The sequence below is a fragment of the Nocardia rhizosphaerae genome, assembly GCF_042650365.1.
Lineage (GTDB): Bacteria > Actinomycetota > Actinomycetes > Mycobacteriales > Mycobacteriaceae > Nocardia > Nocardia rhizosphaerae.
In genome coordinates, this window is record NZ_JBHSBA010000007.1 from 261,957 (window position 1) to 278,076 (window position 16,120).

Consider the following 16,120-nt stretch of genomic DNA (forward strand, 5'->3'; position numbering starts at 1 on the left):
CGGGGACAGGTTCTGCGCGGCCGGGTGCCGACGCTAGCCGGCGTACTCTTGGAAATCGGATGAATTCCGCAGGCTCGGAGATCGGGCGTCGGTGGAATCAGGTCCGCGTGGGAGTTGGCGGCGTCCCCGGTCGAATAAGGGGCGGATGGCAGTCAATTAGGTCAGCCAATCGTGCTGAGCAGGATTTCGTGGCTAGGCGTCCGGAATTCGATCGCATAGACGACAGCCAGTCAACGGGCCGTAGAAGTCTCCGTGACCGGTTGGACTCGATGGTTTCCTCGCCGCGTGACGCTTTGGATCGAGTTAGACGAAGGAATCGACGCGAAGAGAACGAAGATGGTGGTAGTCCTGACGTGAAGAAGCCCCCGGGCAGGCTTCGCAGGGGTATCGTATCTACTCTCGCCGCTGGAGCTATTGTGGCGAGTACTCTCGGAATCGGGGCCGGCAATGCGGGGGCGCAAGCTGCAACTGTGCCGATGCCACCGGCGGCTACACAGGTCATGTCCGCGAATTCGATCGGTAGCGGTGTAACGCAGCCCGGTGCGGGTGCAGCGGCCGTTGCCGGCATGTCAACTCTGAGTGGGGCGGCGGCAGGACGTGGTCGGACCCGAGGGATTGGTGGCTCGCCTTCGGCCAGGGTAGCCAGTAGTGCCGGTGGGGGCGTGGATAGTGCACTGGCCAACCGGCTGAAAGCGACGAAGGACTTCTCTAAAGCGGCAGCGGACGCTGACAAGGCGCAGCAGTCGCTGGACAAAACGGTGAAGAAGTCCGCGGGCTCGCAGAAGTCGGCGACCTCGGCTACGAAGAAGGCGACGATTGCGACCAAGGCGTTCAACTTCGCGACGCGAATGAACCCACTAGGCCTGGTGGTTACCGCAGTTGAGTTGCTGATCTCCAACTGGGGCAAGCTGGGCAAAGTCTTCGACAAGGTCAAGAAGAAGATGCTGGATCCGCTGGCAAAGTGGGTCAGCACGATGTGGAACGAGAAGATCATGCCGATCTTGCGGGCTTCCACGGAGAAGATCGGCGGCTTCTTCACGTCCATGGGCAGCACTGTGAAGGGTGCCTGGGACGGGATCGTCAACAAGATTCGGGATGTGGTCGGCTTCGTCGCCAACGTGCTGGACAAGGTCGCGAGCGTCGCGTCGTACATCCCGGGGGCACCGGACCTGAGCGGGGTTGTCGGCAAGCTGCGGGACTTCGCGAACGGCGGGCAGAAGAAGGCAGATGGCGGACTTCTTCGCGGACCGGGCGGGCCGCGCGACGACCTCATTCCGGTGATGGCGTCCAACGGTGAGTACATCGTGAACGCCGCGGCCACCGCCGAGAACCTGCCGCTGCTGGAAGCCATCAACAGCGGCGAGCTGTCCTGGTTCGCCGGTAGCGACCGGATCGGCGAGTACTCATCCTGGTCGGACTGGGCAGGCAGTGATGTGAAGTCGGCCGCGATGCGTGCCTTCTTCGGCGGCAAAGGCGATGCACCCGACCTGGAGCAGATCAAGGATCCGATCGAGAAGGCGCGGCAGGAGGCGCTGGTCGGGGGCAAGACAGCGATCTCCGAAGCGCTGGGCACCGGTGCGAGTGGCTTCCTCGGTGACGCTCTCGGCGTCTTCGGCGTAGACCGCGTACCGCCGCTCGTGCAGGCGGCGATGAAGGTGCACAACGCCATGATCGACCAGCGTGAGGCCGCGAAGGAGGCCTCGGCTGGTTCCGAAGCTGAGCTCGTTTCGGCTGCGGCGCAGTCGAACAATTCGCTCCTGGCGTCGGTGAGCCGGGACGCCGCCGGTCTGGCGGGCCTCGAGGGCCTACCGCCACTGCGTCTGCCTGCGCTGTCCGCGGCAGGCGGGCGCGGGAATTCCTCGGTGGACCAGTCGATGAACATCACGCTGTCCACCCCGGATATCGACACCGCCTTCAACAAAGCGAAGACCTGGGAGGCGCAGCGGGCGCTGACCTATACGGCCCGCTGGAACTGAAACTCCCGCTCGAATCGAGGTGATGAGATCGTGGCCGAAGCCGCGTTGATCGAAATAGAAGGTGTCGACGGGTCCCTGTGGACGCTGTCCGGCGCCGGCCAAGGAGCGGAGGGGGTAGAACTGGGGACTACCCCGGTCGGACTCTACGACGCTCCGGTGACCACGATCTGGAACTCGTCGGCGTTCCAGATCGGCGCCAGCTACGGCGGCGCCGACTGGCTCAAGCGCGATGTCGTGTTCGGGGTGAACATCTTCGGAACCGAATCGGCTACCTGGGAGTCGGTGGATTCCGCTTGGCGCAAGGCCTGGGCCTACGACCGTGACACCAAACTGACCGTGACCACCGAATACGGTTCGCGCAGCCTGCATCTACGGCTGGCGCAGCAGCCGGACTTCAAGTCCGCCAAGGACCCACATCTGAAGCGGTGGGGTCAGGTCACCATGACCTGCACGGCAGGTATCCCGTGGTGGGTGGAGGAGGACGCGACCGCAGCCGTGGTCTCGACCACCGACACCACCGGCGAAGGCGAATCGGAAACGATGTGGCTGCCGGTGTCGAACCCCACCGATCAGCCGCTGTGGCTGAAATGGGTGGTGACCGCGCCGGGCATCTGGACGCTGCCGGACTTCTCCTGGGCGGAGGACGAGAACCGGGAGCGGGTGATCACCCTGCCGGTGCTGGCGGCCGGGCAGGACGCAACCGTCGATACCGATCCGATGGAGGAGATGATCGTCGCCGCCGACCGTAGTTCGCTGTGGGCGCGGATGAACGGCGTGATGTTCGTGCATCCGGTGCCGGCGTGGACGCCGGAGACGATGGTCCCGGTGACGGTGCGCGGTGCGGCGCCGGGGGCGGCGGTGCAGGTGCGCTGTCCGCGCAACTGGTCGCGGCCGTGGGGGCTGCAATGACCGTCGACCTGGACACGGTCTACCGGGATGCGGTGGCGGTGCGGCGGGCTCGCAAGAGCAAGCGGATCGAACCGCCGCTGGTCCGGTTGTGGGACGGCGACTGGAATCTGCGCGGTATCTGCCGCGCGGAGATCTCCGCCGACTTCACCTGGCTGCTCAACGAATCCGGTACCGGGCAACTGGCGCTCCCGGCCGATCACTACCTGGCCGAATGGGTGATGGACGCTTCGGCGCGCAGCACCCAGAACGTCCACATCACCGTCGACAAGGACGGGGCCCGGTGGAGCGGCCGGATGAAGACGGCGACGCTGCGCAAATCCGAAACAGGACTGCAGACGGTGGTCCTGCAGTTCATGCACGACTACGAAGAGCTGAAATGGATCCAGGCGTGGAGCAATCCGTTCCTGCCCGCGATCTTCCAATTCCCGCGGGTGTTCATGCTTGCCGGCCCCTCGGTCTGGTGCCTGAAGCTGGCGCTGTTTCTGAACGTGCTGCGCAAGGAAGCCAGCCTGTGGGCGCTGCCGGACGACCCCCTCGACCCCGAACAGTGGTTCGATCTGGACCAGTCGAACTGGTCGATGGTGGTGGCGCCGAGCGACTTCCTGTCCGACACCTCGATCTGGACGGTCATCTCGTCGCGCTGGAAGACCTGGCACGAGATGGCCCAGGGCACCCTGGAAGACGCCCAGCTGATGGTCACCTGCCGACGCTATCTGAGCGGTGACCCGCCGCCCTGGCCGGGCGCCGAGCTGCGGCACGGCTGCCTGGTGTTCGACATCGTCGACAAATCCGGCTACTTCACCGGGACCTCCGAGGGCGGCACCGCGCTGGATGGACTGGTGCATACGGTCCAGCAGTTCGTCGGTGACTTCGAGGAGCAGGAGCCGAACATCCTGCCCGACCCGAACACCCCCGAGGAGTACCACGAACCGGACTGGCTCGGCACCCGGCCGTCCAATCCGTGGGTCGTGTACCGCGAGGCGGAGCACACCGGCATCCAGACCTCCGAGTTCACTATCTCGCCTGCGACGGCCGTGCAGATCAATGCGGGCGGCCACAGCATGCCCGGCGTGAACGAGGTGATCTCCGCCGTCGTCCAGATGGTCGGCAACCTCACCTCCACGGTGACGCTGAGCATCCCGGGCATCGGCGGTGCCGGGGTGAGCCTGCCGCCGCTGGGTGGACCACTGGACGCCTTCCTCAAACCGCTGTACGAGGACACGGTGCTGGCCTGGATGTCGTTCAAGTCTCCGCTGCGGCCACCGAAGATGGGCTGGTCGCACTATTTCGAGTACTTCCAGTCCGGTGCCGACAAGGCCTACACGCTGTCCTCGCTGGTCGCGATCCGAGCCGGATTGTGGGCGACCCGCGGGTTCACCTCGCACAAGGTCACCGTCGCCGATGGCGCCCCGTACCTGATCGGTGAGAACGGTCGCGGGCACTTCTTCCTCGGCGACCGGATCGGCGCCACCGTGGCGGGGCTGCCGAAGGGCCAGATCTTCGTCGAACAGGTGACCGAACTGAACATGTCCTGGTCCCGCGGCGTCACCCCGGCCTGGCATATCACCATCGGTACCGACAAGGCCCGGGAGGACCCGGTGGCCAAGGCACTGCGCCACGTCCAATCGATCATGGGCGACCTGCAACAGCTGGGTGTCATGTGAACCACCCCTGAAACGGAAGAAATCATGCCGCTTCCCCTGCAACACGAATGCAATCCGAACGACCCCGAGGACGCCTTCCTGTGGGCACTGGTCGGCCTGCCAGGTCCGCGCAACGGACCGCTCCTGGTCCCGCAGCAGGTGCTTGGAAAATGGTCGAAACACCTGTGGGATCTGGGTTTCCGGCACCATCCGGAGGAACAGACCCTCGAATACCATCCGGCCGACCCGGCCGGTGAGCACTGGCTCGCCCAGTCGGGCAACTGGGTGCCGGTGGGCACTCCGCGGCCGGTGCGGGAATCGGTGCCCACCATCCGGGACCTGCCGGTGGCCGCCCGCCGGGAACTGGTCCGGCAGCTGCGGGAGGCCGGTGACCTGGCCGAACCGGTCCCGGACAGGACCGACGGGGCACAGGCCGGCAGCTACGAAGCCGGCACGCCATGACCAGCCCCGATCGGATCGTGCCGGATGGCGCCCTTTCCGGCGGTATCGGGATCCCGCAGCCGACCGAGGACGCGGCCCGCTCGGCGATGGCCGCACCCGTCGTCCGCTCGTTCTCGAATGTCGCGATCAACTTCGGTGCGGTGATCGAGGCCGGGGTCAAGGACTTCCTGGCCGACCTGTGTGATGCGATCACCGGCGCGACCGGCGGATTCATCGATCTGAGCGGTTGGGCGCGCACCCTGCGGGCCGACGCCGATCAGGCACTGAACGACTCCGTCACCGCTCAGCAGACCGCCTCCGGTGCGCAGTCGGCGGCCGACAACCAGACGGTGGTCCTGGAAGCCACCAACTCCAAGGTGCAGGTGGTGATCGACGGGCTGCCGGTCAAACCGTACTGGGAGACGATGAACCTCACCGAGGAGTCGTCGTTCCCGCGCACGATGCTCGACCGCTCCGTGCGCGCGATCTCGGTATCGGGTTCGGTGGTCTCTGTGCAGTACGACCCGGCCTTCGTGCCGCCGGCGAACACGCTGACCGGCGCGTTCATCCGATGTCTGTACAGCGGTGGCCGCAAGGTGGTGAGCTACATCCCGGACCAGGTGTCCTCGCCGGGCGCGCTGCATCTGGTGGTCGGCCGGATGCTGCCGTCGGGTGATGTCCGGATCGAATGGGTTTCGCCCGACCAGACCCCGGCGATCACGAACAACCGGGGCGAGCGCACGGTAGAGCTGCCTACCGAACTGGTTTTCGAGCAGGGAGAGACCGCCTTCGTCGGCGTGCACCAGCTCGGCTCGGGCAACCGGCGTCCACTGCTCGGAATCGAAGCGGCGGATATCCCTCGGCCGCCGACGGTGTGGCCCCCGCAGCTCAACGCCGAGTTCGCGGCATCGGCACCACTGGTGGCGGGAACGGCGTTGGCCGCCGGCACGCTGGACTTCGGTTCGCGGCGTATCCCGTACGTCTCGTTCGGGAAGTCCTCGGTCACCGGCGATCCGGTGCAGTTGCGCTTCTTTGAAGACTTCGAATCGGGAATGCCGACGGCAATGGTGCGGTGCTCGGCCCGCTACGCGACCGTGTCCGGTGGTGTGTTCGTGGTGTCCGGGCTCGACGACGGCATTCGCCGGTACCTGTACGGGCAGACGCTGAACTATGACGACCAACTGGTCTCCGGCCGGATCCGTAACCCCAGCAGTCAATATGCCCGCCTGCTGATTCGGTCCAACGCGGCCAACACGGACTACGTGACGTTGTCGGTGAGCAGCAGCGCTATCGGCATGTACCGCTGGACCGGCGGATCGTCGGTGGAACTGGCCGCATTGAACACCGCGGTCGCCGACGAGGACCGGTTCCGGATCCGCGCGGCGGGCAACGTGTTCTCCGCTGAACGGCTGGTGGACGGCGAGTGGGTGGTGGTACTCAGCCACACCGACGTCGACGACGTCATTCCGCGCGGAGCCGGCTACCGGTACACCGGGCTCGGCGTCACCCGCCAATCCTGGACGGACAGCGGCGGTTGGGGCGATTGGAAGGCGGAAGACCTGTGACCAGCCCCGACCACCTGGTACCCGATGGTGCCTACAGTGCGGCGTCACAGGGCAATTCGCTCGCCGGGCTGCCCGGGGTCACCCAGCGGCAGATCGAGGAGCGGGTACGCGGACAGATGGTGCGCAGCTTCGCCGCGATCCCCGTCAATCTCGCCACGGCGGTCCGGGTCGGCCTGCACGAGTTCGCCGCCGACTTCTGCGAAGCGGTCACCGGATTCACCGGTGGCTTGGTGAATCTGCAGGGCTGGGCGCAAGTGTTGCGGGAGAAGGCCGCCGAGGCGCGGGCATCGGCCGGCGACTCCCAGCGCGTGGCCGACCTGGCCGAACGGATGGTCACCGAGAGCGGTGACGGGCTGGCGGCGACGAACTCGCGGGTGCAGGTGGTGATCGACGGGCTGCCGATCCGGCCGTATTGGGCGGCGATGAATCTCGCCGAGGAATCCTCGATTCCGCGGGCCATGCTGGTCCGTAAGGCCTGGGACGTCGTTTACGGAACCAAGCCCGGATACGCCGCCTACACCTATACCTATATCGCCTACTACGACAGCAATGGCCTGCCGGTCTACTCGACGCAAACGTTCTCCGTCCGGTGGACTCCGGTGTCCACACCGCCCGCGAATGCGCTGGCGGGCGCGTATATCCGGTCTCGGTTCGACGGCGGCCGGCAACTCGTCACCTACATGGTCGACGCGGCGCCGGGCGATCCGTGTGCGCTGTACGTGGTGGTGGGCCGGGTCCTGGAATCCGGGGACATCCGGATCGAATGGGTGTCCGCCGACCAGACCCCGCTGATCACCAACTCGCGGTTCGAGCACTCCGTCGAGATGCCCGTCGACCTGGTCTTCGACACCGGCGAATCGGTGTTCATCGGTGTGCATCAGTGCGGTCCGGGTGCCGTGCGCCCGCTCCTGGGCATCCCCGCCACGGAGTCACCGCGACCCGCGACCGCTCAGCCTGCCCGGGCTGCGGCCACGTTCGCCGCGGCCACCCCACCGGCCGTAGGCGAGAGGCTGGCAGAGAGCACCCTCGACTTCAGCTCCGGCGACATCCCGTACGTGGGCTTGAGCAAGAAACTGCTCGGTGGAGACCCGCCGAAACTGATCCGGTACGAAGGGTTCGACCGGGGCGTGATCCCCACCTCGTTCGCCCGGATGACGGCCTTGCCGGCGGGCGTCGCCGCAGGTGTCTTCGTGGTGTCCGGCGGGACGGACGGCGTGCGCCGATACCTGTACGCGAGGTCGATGAACTACGACGACCACATGGTCACCGGCTGTGTCATCGACCCCACCGTGCGGCACGCCTGGCTGATGCTGCGGTCCGGCCCCGGCAACACCGAGTTCGTCTCGCTGAACGTGGTGCAGAACTCGATCGCGATCTACCGGTACGCCGGTGGCACCTGGACCCAGCTGTCCGCGGTCGAGACCACGGTGAACAGCGGTGATGTGCTGCGCATCAAAGCAATCGGAAATGTCTACCTCGCCCAGCGCCGGATCGGCGGCGACTGGGTGGACGTAGTCACCTATATCGATGCCGACGGCATCCTGCCCAGCGGGCGTGCGCACCGATACGCGGGACTCGGAAACGAACGGGTGTCGTGGGTGAACGGCGGCGGCTGGGATTTCTGGAAGGTAGAGGATCTATGAGCAAGTCAGTCGCAATCGGAGGATTCGACATCGAACTGGAGGTGAACCAGGACACCTTGTATGTGTCCACTATTTCAGAGGGGGTGTCGCGGCGGCGCGGCAGTATCTTTCTCGGCACGCTGGACCCCGTCCCGGAACCGGTATTCGTCGAACCGGACCCGGTCGCACCCACCGCTGAGGTGAGCTGATCATGGCCACGGCAAAGCAATTGGGCCACGACCCGACGAACCTGACCCTGGTCCTTTCCAAAGGCGCCGACTTCGTCCACACACTGGCACTTCCCGCAGGTTCGGTCTTCCCGAGCGGTAGTGCGGTCCGCATCGTCGTGCTCGACAACGGCGACAACGAGATCGCGAACTGGCAGGCGGTGCTCACCGAGACCGAAGCTCGTTTCGTGGTCCAGGCCGAATTGGCCGACATCGTGCCGGCCGGCGCCAAATACCGCCTGTACGTCTCCTATCCGACCACACCGAGCACCGAATATCTCTGGTTCTTCGGCGCCGTCCGCCGCAAGCAGTAAAGCGCTGCGGCGCCCTTCATTTCATTTCACATCTCCCCAGGAGGATTTCCATCATGGCTATTGCTGTGTCCGCGACCCGGCAGGCCCTTGCCGATGCCTACAAGAACATCGGCGGCTCGAATACCGCGTTTGTCAGTGTCCACACCGCAGACCCCGGCACCACCGGCACCAACGAGGCCTCCGGCGGCACTCCGGTCTACGAACGGAAGCAGACCACCTGGACCTCCGGCACCGGTGGTGTCGTCACGGGTGCCCAGGTGACCATCGATCTGCCCGCCGGTACCTACACCTACGTGGGGCTGTGGAAGACCGCGACCGGCGGTGAGACCGACTTCATCGACAAGGTCGCCATCAGCTCCACCACCCTCGGAGCACAGGGGCAGCTGCTCATCACCCCGACCTTCACCCAGTCCTGACGAAAGGGGACCAAGCATGGCCACGCAACGGATCACGACGCGTGCCGTGCCACCCTCGGAACCGGCATCGGCCGTGACCCGACCGGTGGACCTGGTCCACCAGGCCGTGTTGCCGGCCCCCGGGCTCTCCCGCCTCGATGTCGACGTGCCGGTGATCGAACCGTATTCGGTGGCCGCGTTCGGTGGCGGGGGCGGCGTGGCCGCCGTCGTGGACGCTGCACGCGCCACCGGTGCGGCCGAAACCGGCGGGGAGGGGACGCTGCACGCGTCGAAGTCGTGGCGGTCGACCGCGCGGCCGCAAGGGGCGGGTGGCGGCACGCCCGTCGCCGCGGTGGCGATCCGGTCCGGTGGTGCGGTGGTGGTGGCGCCGTTCGCCGCAACTGGCGGTAGCTCCGGTGTCGTCGACCTCGGCACGACTGGTGCCGGTAGCGCGATCGGGACGGCTGGGATCTCGTTCGAGGCCGTGGCAACGACGTCGGCGTTGTTCCGTGGTACCGGCCGCTACTCCGGCCTTGCGCCCGAGGACGCGCTCGGTGGTGCCGAAGGCGCCGCGACCGCGGAAGTGGTTGCCGTCGGCTCGGTGATGCGGCCGGCCGTTTTCACTGGTGCGGCGGCGCCAGGAGCTGACCTCGGGCAGCGGGCACGGCGGACCGGCAGCGGCACCCTGTCGGTGCGAGTAGGCAACCCGGCCGGTGCGTCGGGCGTCGGTGCGCTGTCGGCCGGGCAAGAGCCCCGCGCGGCTGCCGCGGCGGGAGCTGCCGGAGCGGGAACGCTGGAAGTCGCCTACCGGACGGCGTTCAGTCCGTCCGGCATGGTCAAGATCGGCAGCTGGCCGGATATCACTACCACGTGGACCACGGTTCCGGGGTGGGCCGCGGATGCCGCGGACTTCCCGGGAAGCGCAGTCTCCGGCGACGGTCTGGTTGTGCAAACGGGCTCGGTGGGCGCGGCCATCTCCGCCGGCGCGACGTTCACCGCCAGCAGCATCTTCACGGTCGACGTGACGCTGCGGCTGCTGGTCGATGGTGTGGTCGTGGCAACTGGATCGGTCACCGAGGTGCCTGCGAACGGCTCGGCCACGGCCACGGTGTCGACGTCGCTCGATCTGAGCACGGGCGCGGTCGTCACTGTGCAGGCCGTGAGTAATCAATCGTTGTCGGCCTACACCCCGTCACTCGATCCTGGAGTCGGTACCTATGTGCGGGTGACACGTTGACCGAGTTCGGTCGCCGAGCCACACCCGGTCGGTTCTGGTGGACCTGAGCCACTGCCGGGAGCTACCTCATCGAGGTAGCTGACTGCCCGCGAAACAACAGCGCCGACCTCGAATCCTGATCTCGGATTCGGGGCCGGCGCTTTTGTTGTTTCGATCAGGGCACCTGGCGAACCGCACCCTTGTCGGCGGAAGTCGCCAGTGCTGCGTAGGCGCGCAGGGCGGTGGTCACCGGGCGGTCCCGGTTCACCGGCTGCCACGGACGTTCGGAGGCTTCCATCTTCGAGCGGCGTTCGGCGAGCACGTCGTCGGAGACCAGCACTTCGAGCGCGCGGGTGTGCACGTCGATGCGGATGCGGTCGCCGTTCTCGATCAGGCCGATCACGCCGCCCTGCGCTGCCTCGGGAGAGATATGGCCGATCGACAGGCCCGAGGTGCCGCCGGAGAAGCGGCCGTCGGTGATCAGCGCGCACACCTTGCCGAGGCCGGCGCCCTTCAGGAATGCGGTGGGGTGCAGCATCTCCTGCATGCCGGGGCCGCCGGAGGGGCCTTCGTAGCGGACGACGATCACGTCGCCGGGCTGGATCTTCTTGCCAAGGATCAGCGAGACCGCTTCCTCCTGCGACTCGACCACCACGGCCGGGCCCTCGAAGGTGAACAGGTCCTCGTCGATGCCGGCGGTCTTGAGGATCGCGCCGTCGGGCGCGATATTGCCGCGCAGCACGCACAGGCCGCCCTCGACGGTGTAGGCGTGCTCCTTGTCGCGGATGCAGCCGCCCGCGGCGTCGGTGTCCAGCGAGGACCAGCGGTTCGAGGTGGAGAACGGCTCGGTGGTGCGGACCCCGCCGGGCGCGGCGTGGAACAGTTCCAGCGCTTCCGCGGAGGCCTTGCCGGAGCGGATGTCCCAGGTGTCGAGGTACTCCTCGAAGCTCGCCGCGTGCACGGTGTGCACGTCGGTCTCGAGCAGGCCAGCGCGGCGCAACTCACCGAGGATGGCGGGGATACCACCGGCGCGGTGCACGTCTTCCATGTGGTAGTCCGAGTTCGGCGACACCTTCGACAGGCAGGGCACCCGGCGCGAGATCTCGTCGATGGTGCTCAGATCGAAGTCGATCTCGCCCTCCTGCGCGGCGGCGAGGGTGTGCAGCACGGTGTTGGTGGACCCGCCCATCGCCACGTCGAGGGCCATCGCGTTGCGGAAGGCCTTGGCGTCGGCCACATTGCGTGGCAGCACGGAGGCGTCGTCCTCGCGGTACCAGCGGTTGGCGATGTCGACGATCACCCGGCCCGCGCGCTCGAACAGGGCACGGCGCGCGGTGTGGGTGGCCAGCGTCGAGCCGTTGCCCGGCAGTGCGAGGCCGAGTGCCTCGGTGAGGCAGTTCATCGAGTTGGCGGTGAACATGCCGGAGCAGGAACCGCAGGTCGGGCAGGCCGACCGCTCGACCTCGTCGAGACCGTCGTCGGACACCGACGGGTTGGCGCTGGCGGAGATCGCGTGCACCAGGTCGAGCGGGGCCTGCGCGACACCGTCGACGACCACCGCCTTACCGGCCTCCATCGGGCCGCCGGAGACGAACACCGCCGGGATGTTCAGGCGCATGGCGGCATTGAGCATGCCGGGGGTGATCTTGTCGCAGTTGGAGATACACACCAGCGCGTCGGCGGTGTGCGCGTTGGCCATGTATTCCACCGAGTCGGCGATGATCTCGCGCGAGGGCAGCGAGTAGAGCATGCCGCCGTGGCCCATGGCGATGCCGTCGTCGACGGCGATGGTGTGGAACTCACGCGGCACGCCACCGGCGGCGCGCACCGCCTCGGCCACGATGTCGCCGACATTCTTCAGGTGCACGTGGCCGGGAACGAACTGGGTGTAGGAGTTCGCGATCGCCACGATCGGCTTGCCGAAGTCGGAGTCGGTCATCCCGGTGGCGCGCCAGAGCGAGCGGGCGCCCGCGGCATTGCGGCCGATGGTGGTGGTGCGTGAGCGAAGCGGTGGCATGGGGGAATCCTCGTGTGTCGCTGGGGGGCGTCCGAGCGTGCGCGCAGGGGGCTGACCTGCGTCCGGCAAACGTGCACGTTACTCCGGCGGGCGGTGGTCGCGTCGCGCCGGTGGTGCGGACAGGGGGTGGCTGGAACCGGGCCGGAGGGGGAGTGCCGTCCTCGCCAGGTGTCGCCGCGGTGGTGCCGTCGGCGCGGGGTGCCCGATGCCGTCAGCTTACCGGGTCGGTCGGCTCGTCCTCGACACGTTCGGCGTTGCTACCGGCTTCGGCCCGCTCGGCTTCGGCCCGCTCGACTCGAGCCCGCTCGGCTTCGGCCTGTTCGGCCGCGGCGAACACATCGGGCAGCCGCCCGCCGGACGCCTCGATCAGCTCGCGCAACCGGTCGTAGCCCACCGCGGGCAGCTTCACCTCCGTGTCGTCGACCAGCCGGGCCCGCACGTACCCGCGCTTGGGGATGCTGATGCCCTTGACCTGTGCCCAGTCCAGGTGCCGCTTACCGAACAGCGAGCTGAGCTCGAGTCCCGCGTCCGAGAGCGTGGTGTGCGTCCTGATGACCCACACGATCGCGATCACCGGGAGCGACAGCAGCCACCACAGCCCGGCGGGCCAGCCGACGAACGGGAAGAACACGCTGAACGCGAGCACGAGCACACCGATGTACGCCAGTCGCGGCACGCCGATCACGTGCACGCCCGGTGTCGGGGCGCTCTCCCTGCGCGGCAGCAGCAGCCAGACGATGACCGCCACTGGCACGATCAGGCCGATCCGCAGCCCGAGCGAGGTGTCCTGCGCGGTGCCGACGACGACGAAGGCGAGGTACGCCAGGATCACCACGGCGATCGCGGTGAGCCTGCCCTTGCTCACCGCCCGCAGGCCGCCGGGGCGCGACGGGCGACCCGTATCGGTTCCCGCCGCGGCGGTGTGGGACGATTTAGCCGGTGGCACGGACTGATGCGGTGATGACACCCTCCTATCCTCGCATCCTGGTACACGGACCCACGCAACCACTCGTGTCCCACATAATGGGATGCAGAGAGTAGTCTGTTTGACTCTTCGGTTCACGCGCGCATAACGTCGTGTGCGTGATCAGAAACGAGTTGCTCGTAATCGGCCGGCGCGTCCAGCGTTGAGCCTGACTACCTGAGTCGAATACGTCAGCTCGCGTTGCGACGCGCCACCCTCGAACAGCCCTGGCTGGTCGGGGGATTTTTTATGTCAAAGGCACCGCGTGTCAGGCACGCCTGTGTTGTCCGGGGTCAGAACGACAAAGTAAGGAACGAAGACGGTGAGTGCACCTACCGCACGGCCCGGGCCCTCCGCCCGCAGGTCAGCGCCTTCGGCTGGTCAGCCTTCGGCTGGCAGCCCGGCGACCAACCCCACCCGCCGACAGGTCGCGCCCGAGCGCGTCACCGGCGCGCAGTCGGTGGTCCGGTCCCTCGAAGAGCTCGACGTCGACACCGTATTCGGCATTCCCGGCGGCGCGGTCCTTCCCGTCTACGACCCGCTCTTCGACTCCACCAAGGTCCGCCACGTCCTGGTGCGGCACGAGCAGGGCGCCGGTCACGCGGCGACTGGGTACGCCCAGGCCTCCGGCAAGGTCGGTGTGTGTATGGCCACATCCGGCCCCGGCGCCACCAACTTGGTGACCCCGCTGGCCGACGCCCAGATGGATTCGGTCCCGATCGTGGCGATCACCGGTCAGGTGCCGTCCAGCCTGGTCGGCACCGACGCCTTCCAGGAAGCCGACATCTCCGGCATCACCATGCCGATCACCAAGCACAACTTCCTGGTGAAGGACCCGATCGACATCCCGCGCATCCTGGCCGAGGCGTTCTACCTCGCCGCCTCGGGTCGTCCTGGCGCGGTCCTGGTCGACATCACCAAGGACGCGCTGCAGGCCCAGACCACGTTCTCCTGGCCGCCGGAGATGCGGCTGCCCGGCTACCGTCCGGTGACCAAGCCGCACGGCAAGCAGGTGCGTGAGGCCGCGCGGATGATCATGGAGTCGAAGGCTCCCGTGCTCTACGTCGGCGGCGGCGTTATCAAGTCCGACGCCTCGGCCGAACTGCTCGAGCTGGCCGAGCTCACCGGCATCCCGGTGGTCACCACGCTGATGGCGCGTGGCGCGTTCCCCGACAGCCACACCCTGAACATGGGCATGCCGGGTATGCACGGCACCGTCGGCGCCGTCGCGGCACTGCAGAAGTCGGACCTGCTGATCACCCTCGGCGCCCGCTTCGACGACCGTGTCACCGGTCAGCTGGACTCGTTCGCGCCCGACGCGCGCGTCATCCACGCCGACATCGACCCGGCCGAGATCGGCAAGAACCGCCACGCCGACGTCCCGATCGTCGGTGACGCGCGTGAGGTGATCGTCGAGCTGATCGAGACCCTCAAGGCCGATCCGCAGGCCGGTGCCGCACCGCTGCTGAACCTCACCGAATGGTGGGCCTACCTCGGTGGGATCCGCGACCACTACCCGCTGGGCTGGAAGACCCCGACCGACGGTTCGCTGTCGCCGGAGTTCGTCATCGACGCGCTGGGCCGCCTCGCCGGTCCGGAGGCCGTGTACTGCGCCGGTGTCGGCCAGCACCAGATGTGGGCCGCGCAGTTCATCAAGTACGAGAACCCGCGCACCTGGCTCAACTCCGGTGGCCTCGGCACCATGGGCTACGCCGTTCCGGCCGCCATGGGCGCCAAGATGGGCGCCCCGGACAAGGAGGTCTGGGCGGTCGACGGTGACGGCTGCTTCCAGATGACCAACCAGGAGCTGGCCACCTGCGCCGTGGAGGGCGTGCCGATCAAGGTCGCGCTGATCAACAACGGCAACCTCGGCATGGTCCGCCAGTGGCAGACGCTGTTCTACGAGGAGCGTTACTCCAACACCGATCTGGGCACGCACACCCTGCGCATCCCCGACTTCGTCAAGCTGGCCGAGGCGCTGGGTTGCGTCGGTATCCGGGTGGAGAAGGAAGAGGACGTCGAGGCCGCCATCCGGCAGGCCCAGGCCATCAACGACCGCCCCGTGGTGATCGACTTCATCGTCGGCAAGGACGCCCAGGTGTGGCCGATGGTCGCCGCGGGCACCAGCAACGACGAGATCATGTTCGCCCGCGGCATCCGTCCGCTCTTCGACGAGGACGAGCAGGTCTCCGAACCGGCCGTCATCCACGAGGCGATGGAGCGCGAGCAGGCGGCATTCGAGAAGGGTTCCCACGAATGAGCACGACCCACACGCTGAGCGTCCTCGTCGAGGACAAGCCGGGCGTGCTGGCCCGCGTCGCGAGCCTGTTCTCGCGCCGCGGCTTCAATATCGAGTCGCTGGCTGTCGGTGGCACCGAGATCCCGGAGATCTCACGCATGACCATCGTCGTCACCGTCGACGATCTGCCGCTCGAGCAGGTCACCAAGCAGCTCAACAAGCTGGTCAACGTCATCAAGATCGTGGAGCAGGACGCCGACGCCTCGGTGGCCCGCGAGCTGATCCTGGTGAAGGTGCGCGCCGACGCGTCGGTGCGCACCCAGGTGATCGAGGCCGTGCAGTTGTTCCGCGCCAAGGTGATCGACGTCTCGCCCGACGCGCTGACCATCGAGGCCACCGGCACCCGCTCCAAGCTGGACGCGCTGCTGCGCATGGTGGAGCCGTACGGCATCCGCGAGATCGTGCAGTCGGGTGTGGTGGCTGTCGGTCGCGGGCCGAAGTCCATCACCGCCACCCGCTGAACCGCGCGCAGCAACCTCCGCGATAACTTCTACTGACCGAATACATCAGAAGGGACCAACCAAAGTGGCAG

The 16,120-nt window shown here is 67.2% G+C and carries 14 protein-coding genes; 12 read left to right on the plus strand and 2 right to left on the minus strand.

The window, feature by feature from the left end; genetic code table 11:
- The first annotated feature begins 662 nt into the window (after positions 1-662).
- The 10 genes from ACFOW8_RS16010 to ACFOW8_RS16055 are packed head-to-tail and all read left to right on the plus strand — an operon-like array spanning position 663 to position 10,329.
- Positions 663-1,976 carry a hypothetical protein gene (locus ACFOW8_RS16010; RefSeq protein ID WP_378551419.1) on the plus strand — a complete coding sequence of 438 codons (1,314 nt, stop codon included), beginning with the start codon at positions 663-665 and terminating at the stop codon, positions 1,974-1,976.
- A gap of 30 nt (positions 1,977-2,006) precedes the next feature.
- Positions 2,007-2,885, plus strand: a complete 879-nt coding sequence (locus tag ACFOW8_RS16015) for a phage tail protein (RefSeq protein ID WP_378551420.1) — start codon at positions 2,007-2,009, stop codon at positions 2,883-2,885.
- Positions 2,882-4,549 carry a Gp37-like protein gene (locus ACFOW8_RS16020; protein ID WP_378551421.1) on the plus strand — a complete coding sequence of 556 codons (1,668 nt, stop codon included), beginning with the start codon at positions 2,882-2,884 and terminating at the stop codon, positions 4,547-4,549. Before ACFOW8_RS16015 ends, ACFOW8_RS16020 begins: the two co-directional genes overlap by 4 nt.
- 24 nt (positions 4,550-4,573) lie before the next feature.
- Positions 4,574-4,990 carry a phage gene 29 protein family protein gene (locus ACFOW8_RS16025; RefSeq protein WP_378551422.1) on the plus strand — a complete coding sequence of 139 codons (417 nt, stop codon included), beginning with the start codon at positions 4,574-4,576 and terminating at the stop codon, positions 4,988-4,990.
- On the plus strand, positions 4,987-6,534 hold the full coding sequence (locus ACFOW8_RS16030) for a hypothetical protein (protein WP_378551423.1): 1,548 nt from the start codon (positions 4,987-4,989) through the stop codon (positions 6,532-6,534). The genes ACFOW8_RS16025 and ACFOW8_RS16030 overlap by 4 nt, the downstream gene beginning before the upstream one ends.
- Positions 6,531-8,177 (plus strand): hypothetical protein, encoded by a 1,647-nt coding sequence (locus ACFOW8_RS16035; protein WP_378551424.1) that lies wholly within the window; start codon positions 6,531-6,533, stop codon positions 8,175-8,177. Before ACFOW8_RS16030 ends, ACFOW8_RS16035 begins: the two co-directional genes overlap by 4 nt.
- Complete coding sequence (locus ACFOW8_RS16040; protein ID WP_378551425.1) at positions 8,174-8,365, plus strand: hypothetical protein; 192 nt, start codon at positions 8,174-8,176, stop codon at positions 8,363-8,365. The genes ACFOW8_RS16035 and ACFOW8_RS16040 overlap by 4 nt, the downstream gene beginning before the upstream one ends.
- Positions 8,366-8,367: 2 nt before the next feature.
- On the plus strand, positions 8,368-8,697 hold the full coding sequence (locus ACFOW8_RS16045) for an LtfC-like domain-containing protein (protein WP_378551426.1): 330 nt from the start codon (positions 8,368-8,370) through the stop codon (positions 8,695-8,697).
- Between the two features lie 53 nt (positions 8,698-8,750).
- Entirely contained in the window at positions 8,751-9,113 is a 363-nt protein-coding gene (locus tag ACFOW8_RS16050) for a phage tail fiber protein (protein ID WP_378551427.1), read from the plus strand.
- A gap of 16 nt (positions 9,114-9,129) precedes the next feature.
- Entirely contained in the window at positions 9,130-10,329 is a 1,200-nt protein-coding gene (locus ACFOW8_RS16055; RefSeq protein ID WP_378551428.1) for a hypothetical protein, read from the plus strand.
- A gap of 154 nt (positions 10,330-10,483) precedes the next feature.
- Here the strand turns inward: ACFOW8_RS16055 and ilvD are convergent, their stop codons facing one another.
- Positions 10,484-12,325 carry a dihydroxy-acid dehydratase gene (gene ilvD / locus ACFOW8_RS16060; protein ID WP_378551429.1) on the minus strand — a complete coding sequence of 614 codons (1,842 nt, stop codon included), beginning with the start codon at positions 12,323-12,325 and terminating at the stop codon, positions 10,484-10,486.
- Positions 12,326-12,536: 211 nt separating this feature from the next.
- The gene (locus ACFOW8_RS16065; protein WP_378551430.1) at positions 12,537-13,292 is read right to left on the minus strand and encodes a PH domain-containing protein; all 756 of its coding nucleotides are present in this window, start codon (positions 13,290-13,292) and stop codon (positions 12,537-12,539) included.
- A 319-nt stretch (positions 13,293-13,611) separates the two neighbouring features.
- Here ACFOW8_RS16065 and ACFOW8_RS16070 point away from each other — a divergent pair, with 319 nt between their 5' ends.
- The gene (locus tag ACFOW8_RS16070; protein ID WP_378551431.1) at positions 13,612-15,549 is read left to right on the plus strand and encodes an acetolactate synthase large subunit; all 1,938 of its coding nucleotides are present in this window, start codon (positions 13,612-13,614) and stop codon (positions 15,547-15,549) included.
- Positions 15,546-16,049 carry an acetolactate synthase small subunit gene (gene ilvN / locus ACFOW8_RS16075; RefSeq protein ID WP_067493262.1) on the plus strand — a complete coding sequence of 168 codons (504 nt, stop codon included), beginning with the start codon at positions 15,546-15,548 and terminating at the stop codon, positions 16,047-16,049. The genes ACFOW8_RS16070 and ilvN overlap by 4 nt, the downstream gene beginning before the upstream one ends.
- The last annotated feature ends 71 nt before the right edge of the window (positions 16,050-16,120 follow it).

What these genes read in the sequence shown, in the direction of transcription:
- ACFOW8_RS16020 (WP_378551421.1), top strand. Translation starts at nt 2,882, where the DNA reads ATGACCGTCGACCTGGACACGGTCTACCGGGATGCGGTGGCGGTGCGG.
- ACFOW8_RS16025 (WP_378551422.1), top strand. Translation starts at nt 4,574, where the DNA reads ATGCCGCTTCCCCTGCAACACGAATGCAATCCGAACGACCCCGAGGAC.
- ACFOW8_RS16030 (WP_378551423.1), top strand. Translation starts at nt 4,987, where the DNA reads ATGACCAGCCCCGATCGGATCGTGCCGGATGGCGCCCTTTCCGGCGGT.
- ACFOW8_RS16040 (WP_378551425.1), top strand. Translation starts at nt 8,174, where the DNA reads ATGAGCAAGTCAGTCGCAATCGGAGGATTCGACATCGAACTGGAGGTG.
- ACFOW8_RS16045 (WP_378551426.1), top strand. Translation starts at nt 8,368, where the DNA reads ATGGCCACGGCAAAGCAATTGGGCCACGACCCGACGAACCTGACCCTG.
- ACFOW8_RS16050 (WP_378551427.1), top strand. Translation starts at nt 8,751, where the DNA reads ATGGCTATTGCTGTGTCCGCGACCCGGCAGGCCCTTGCCGATGCCTAC.
- ACFOW8_RS16055 (WP_378551428.1), top strand. Translation starts at nt 9,130, where the DNA reads ATGGCCACGCAACGGATCACGACGCGTGCCGTGCCACCCTCGGAACCG.
- ilvD (WP_378551429.1), bottom strand. Translation starts at nt 12,325, where the DNA reads ATGCCACCGCTTCGCTCACGCACCACCACCATCGGCCGCAATGCCGCG.
- ilvN (WP_067493262.1), top strand. Translation starts at nt 15,546, where the DNA reads ATGAGCACGACCCACACGCTGAGCGTCCTCGTCGAGGACAAGCCGGGC.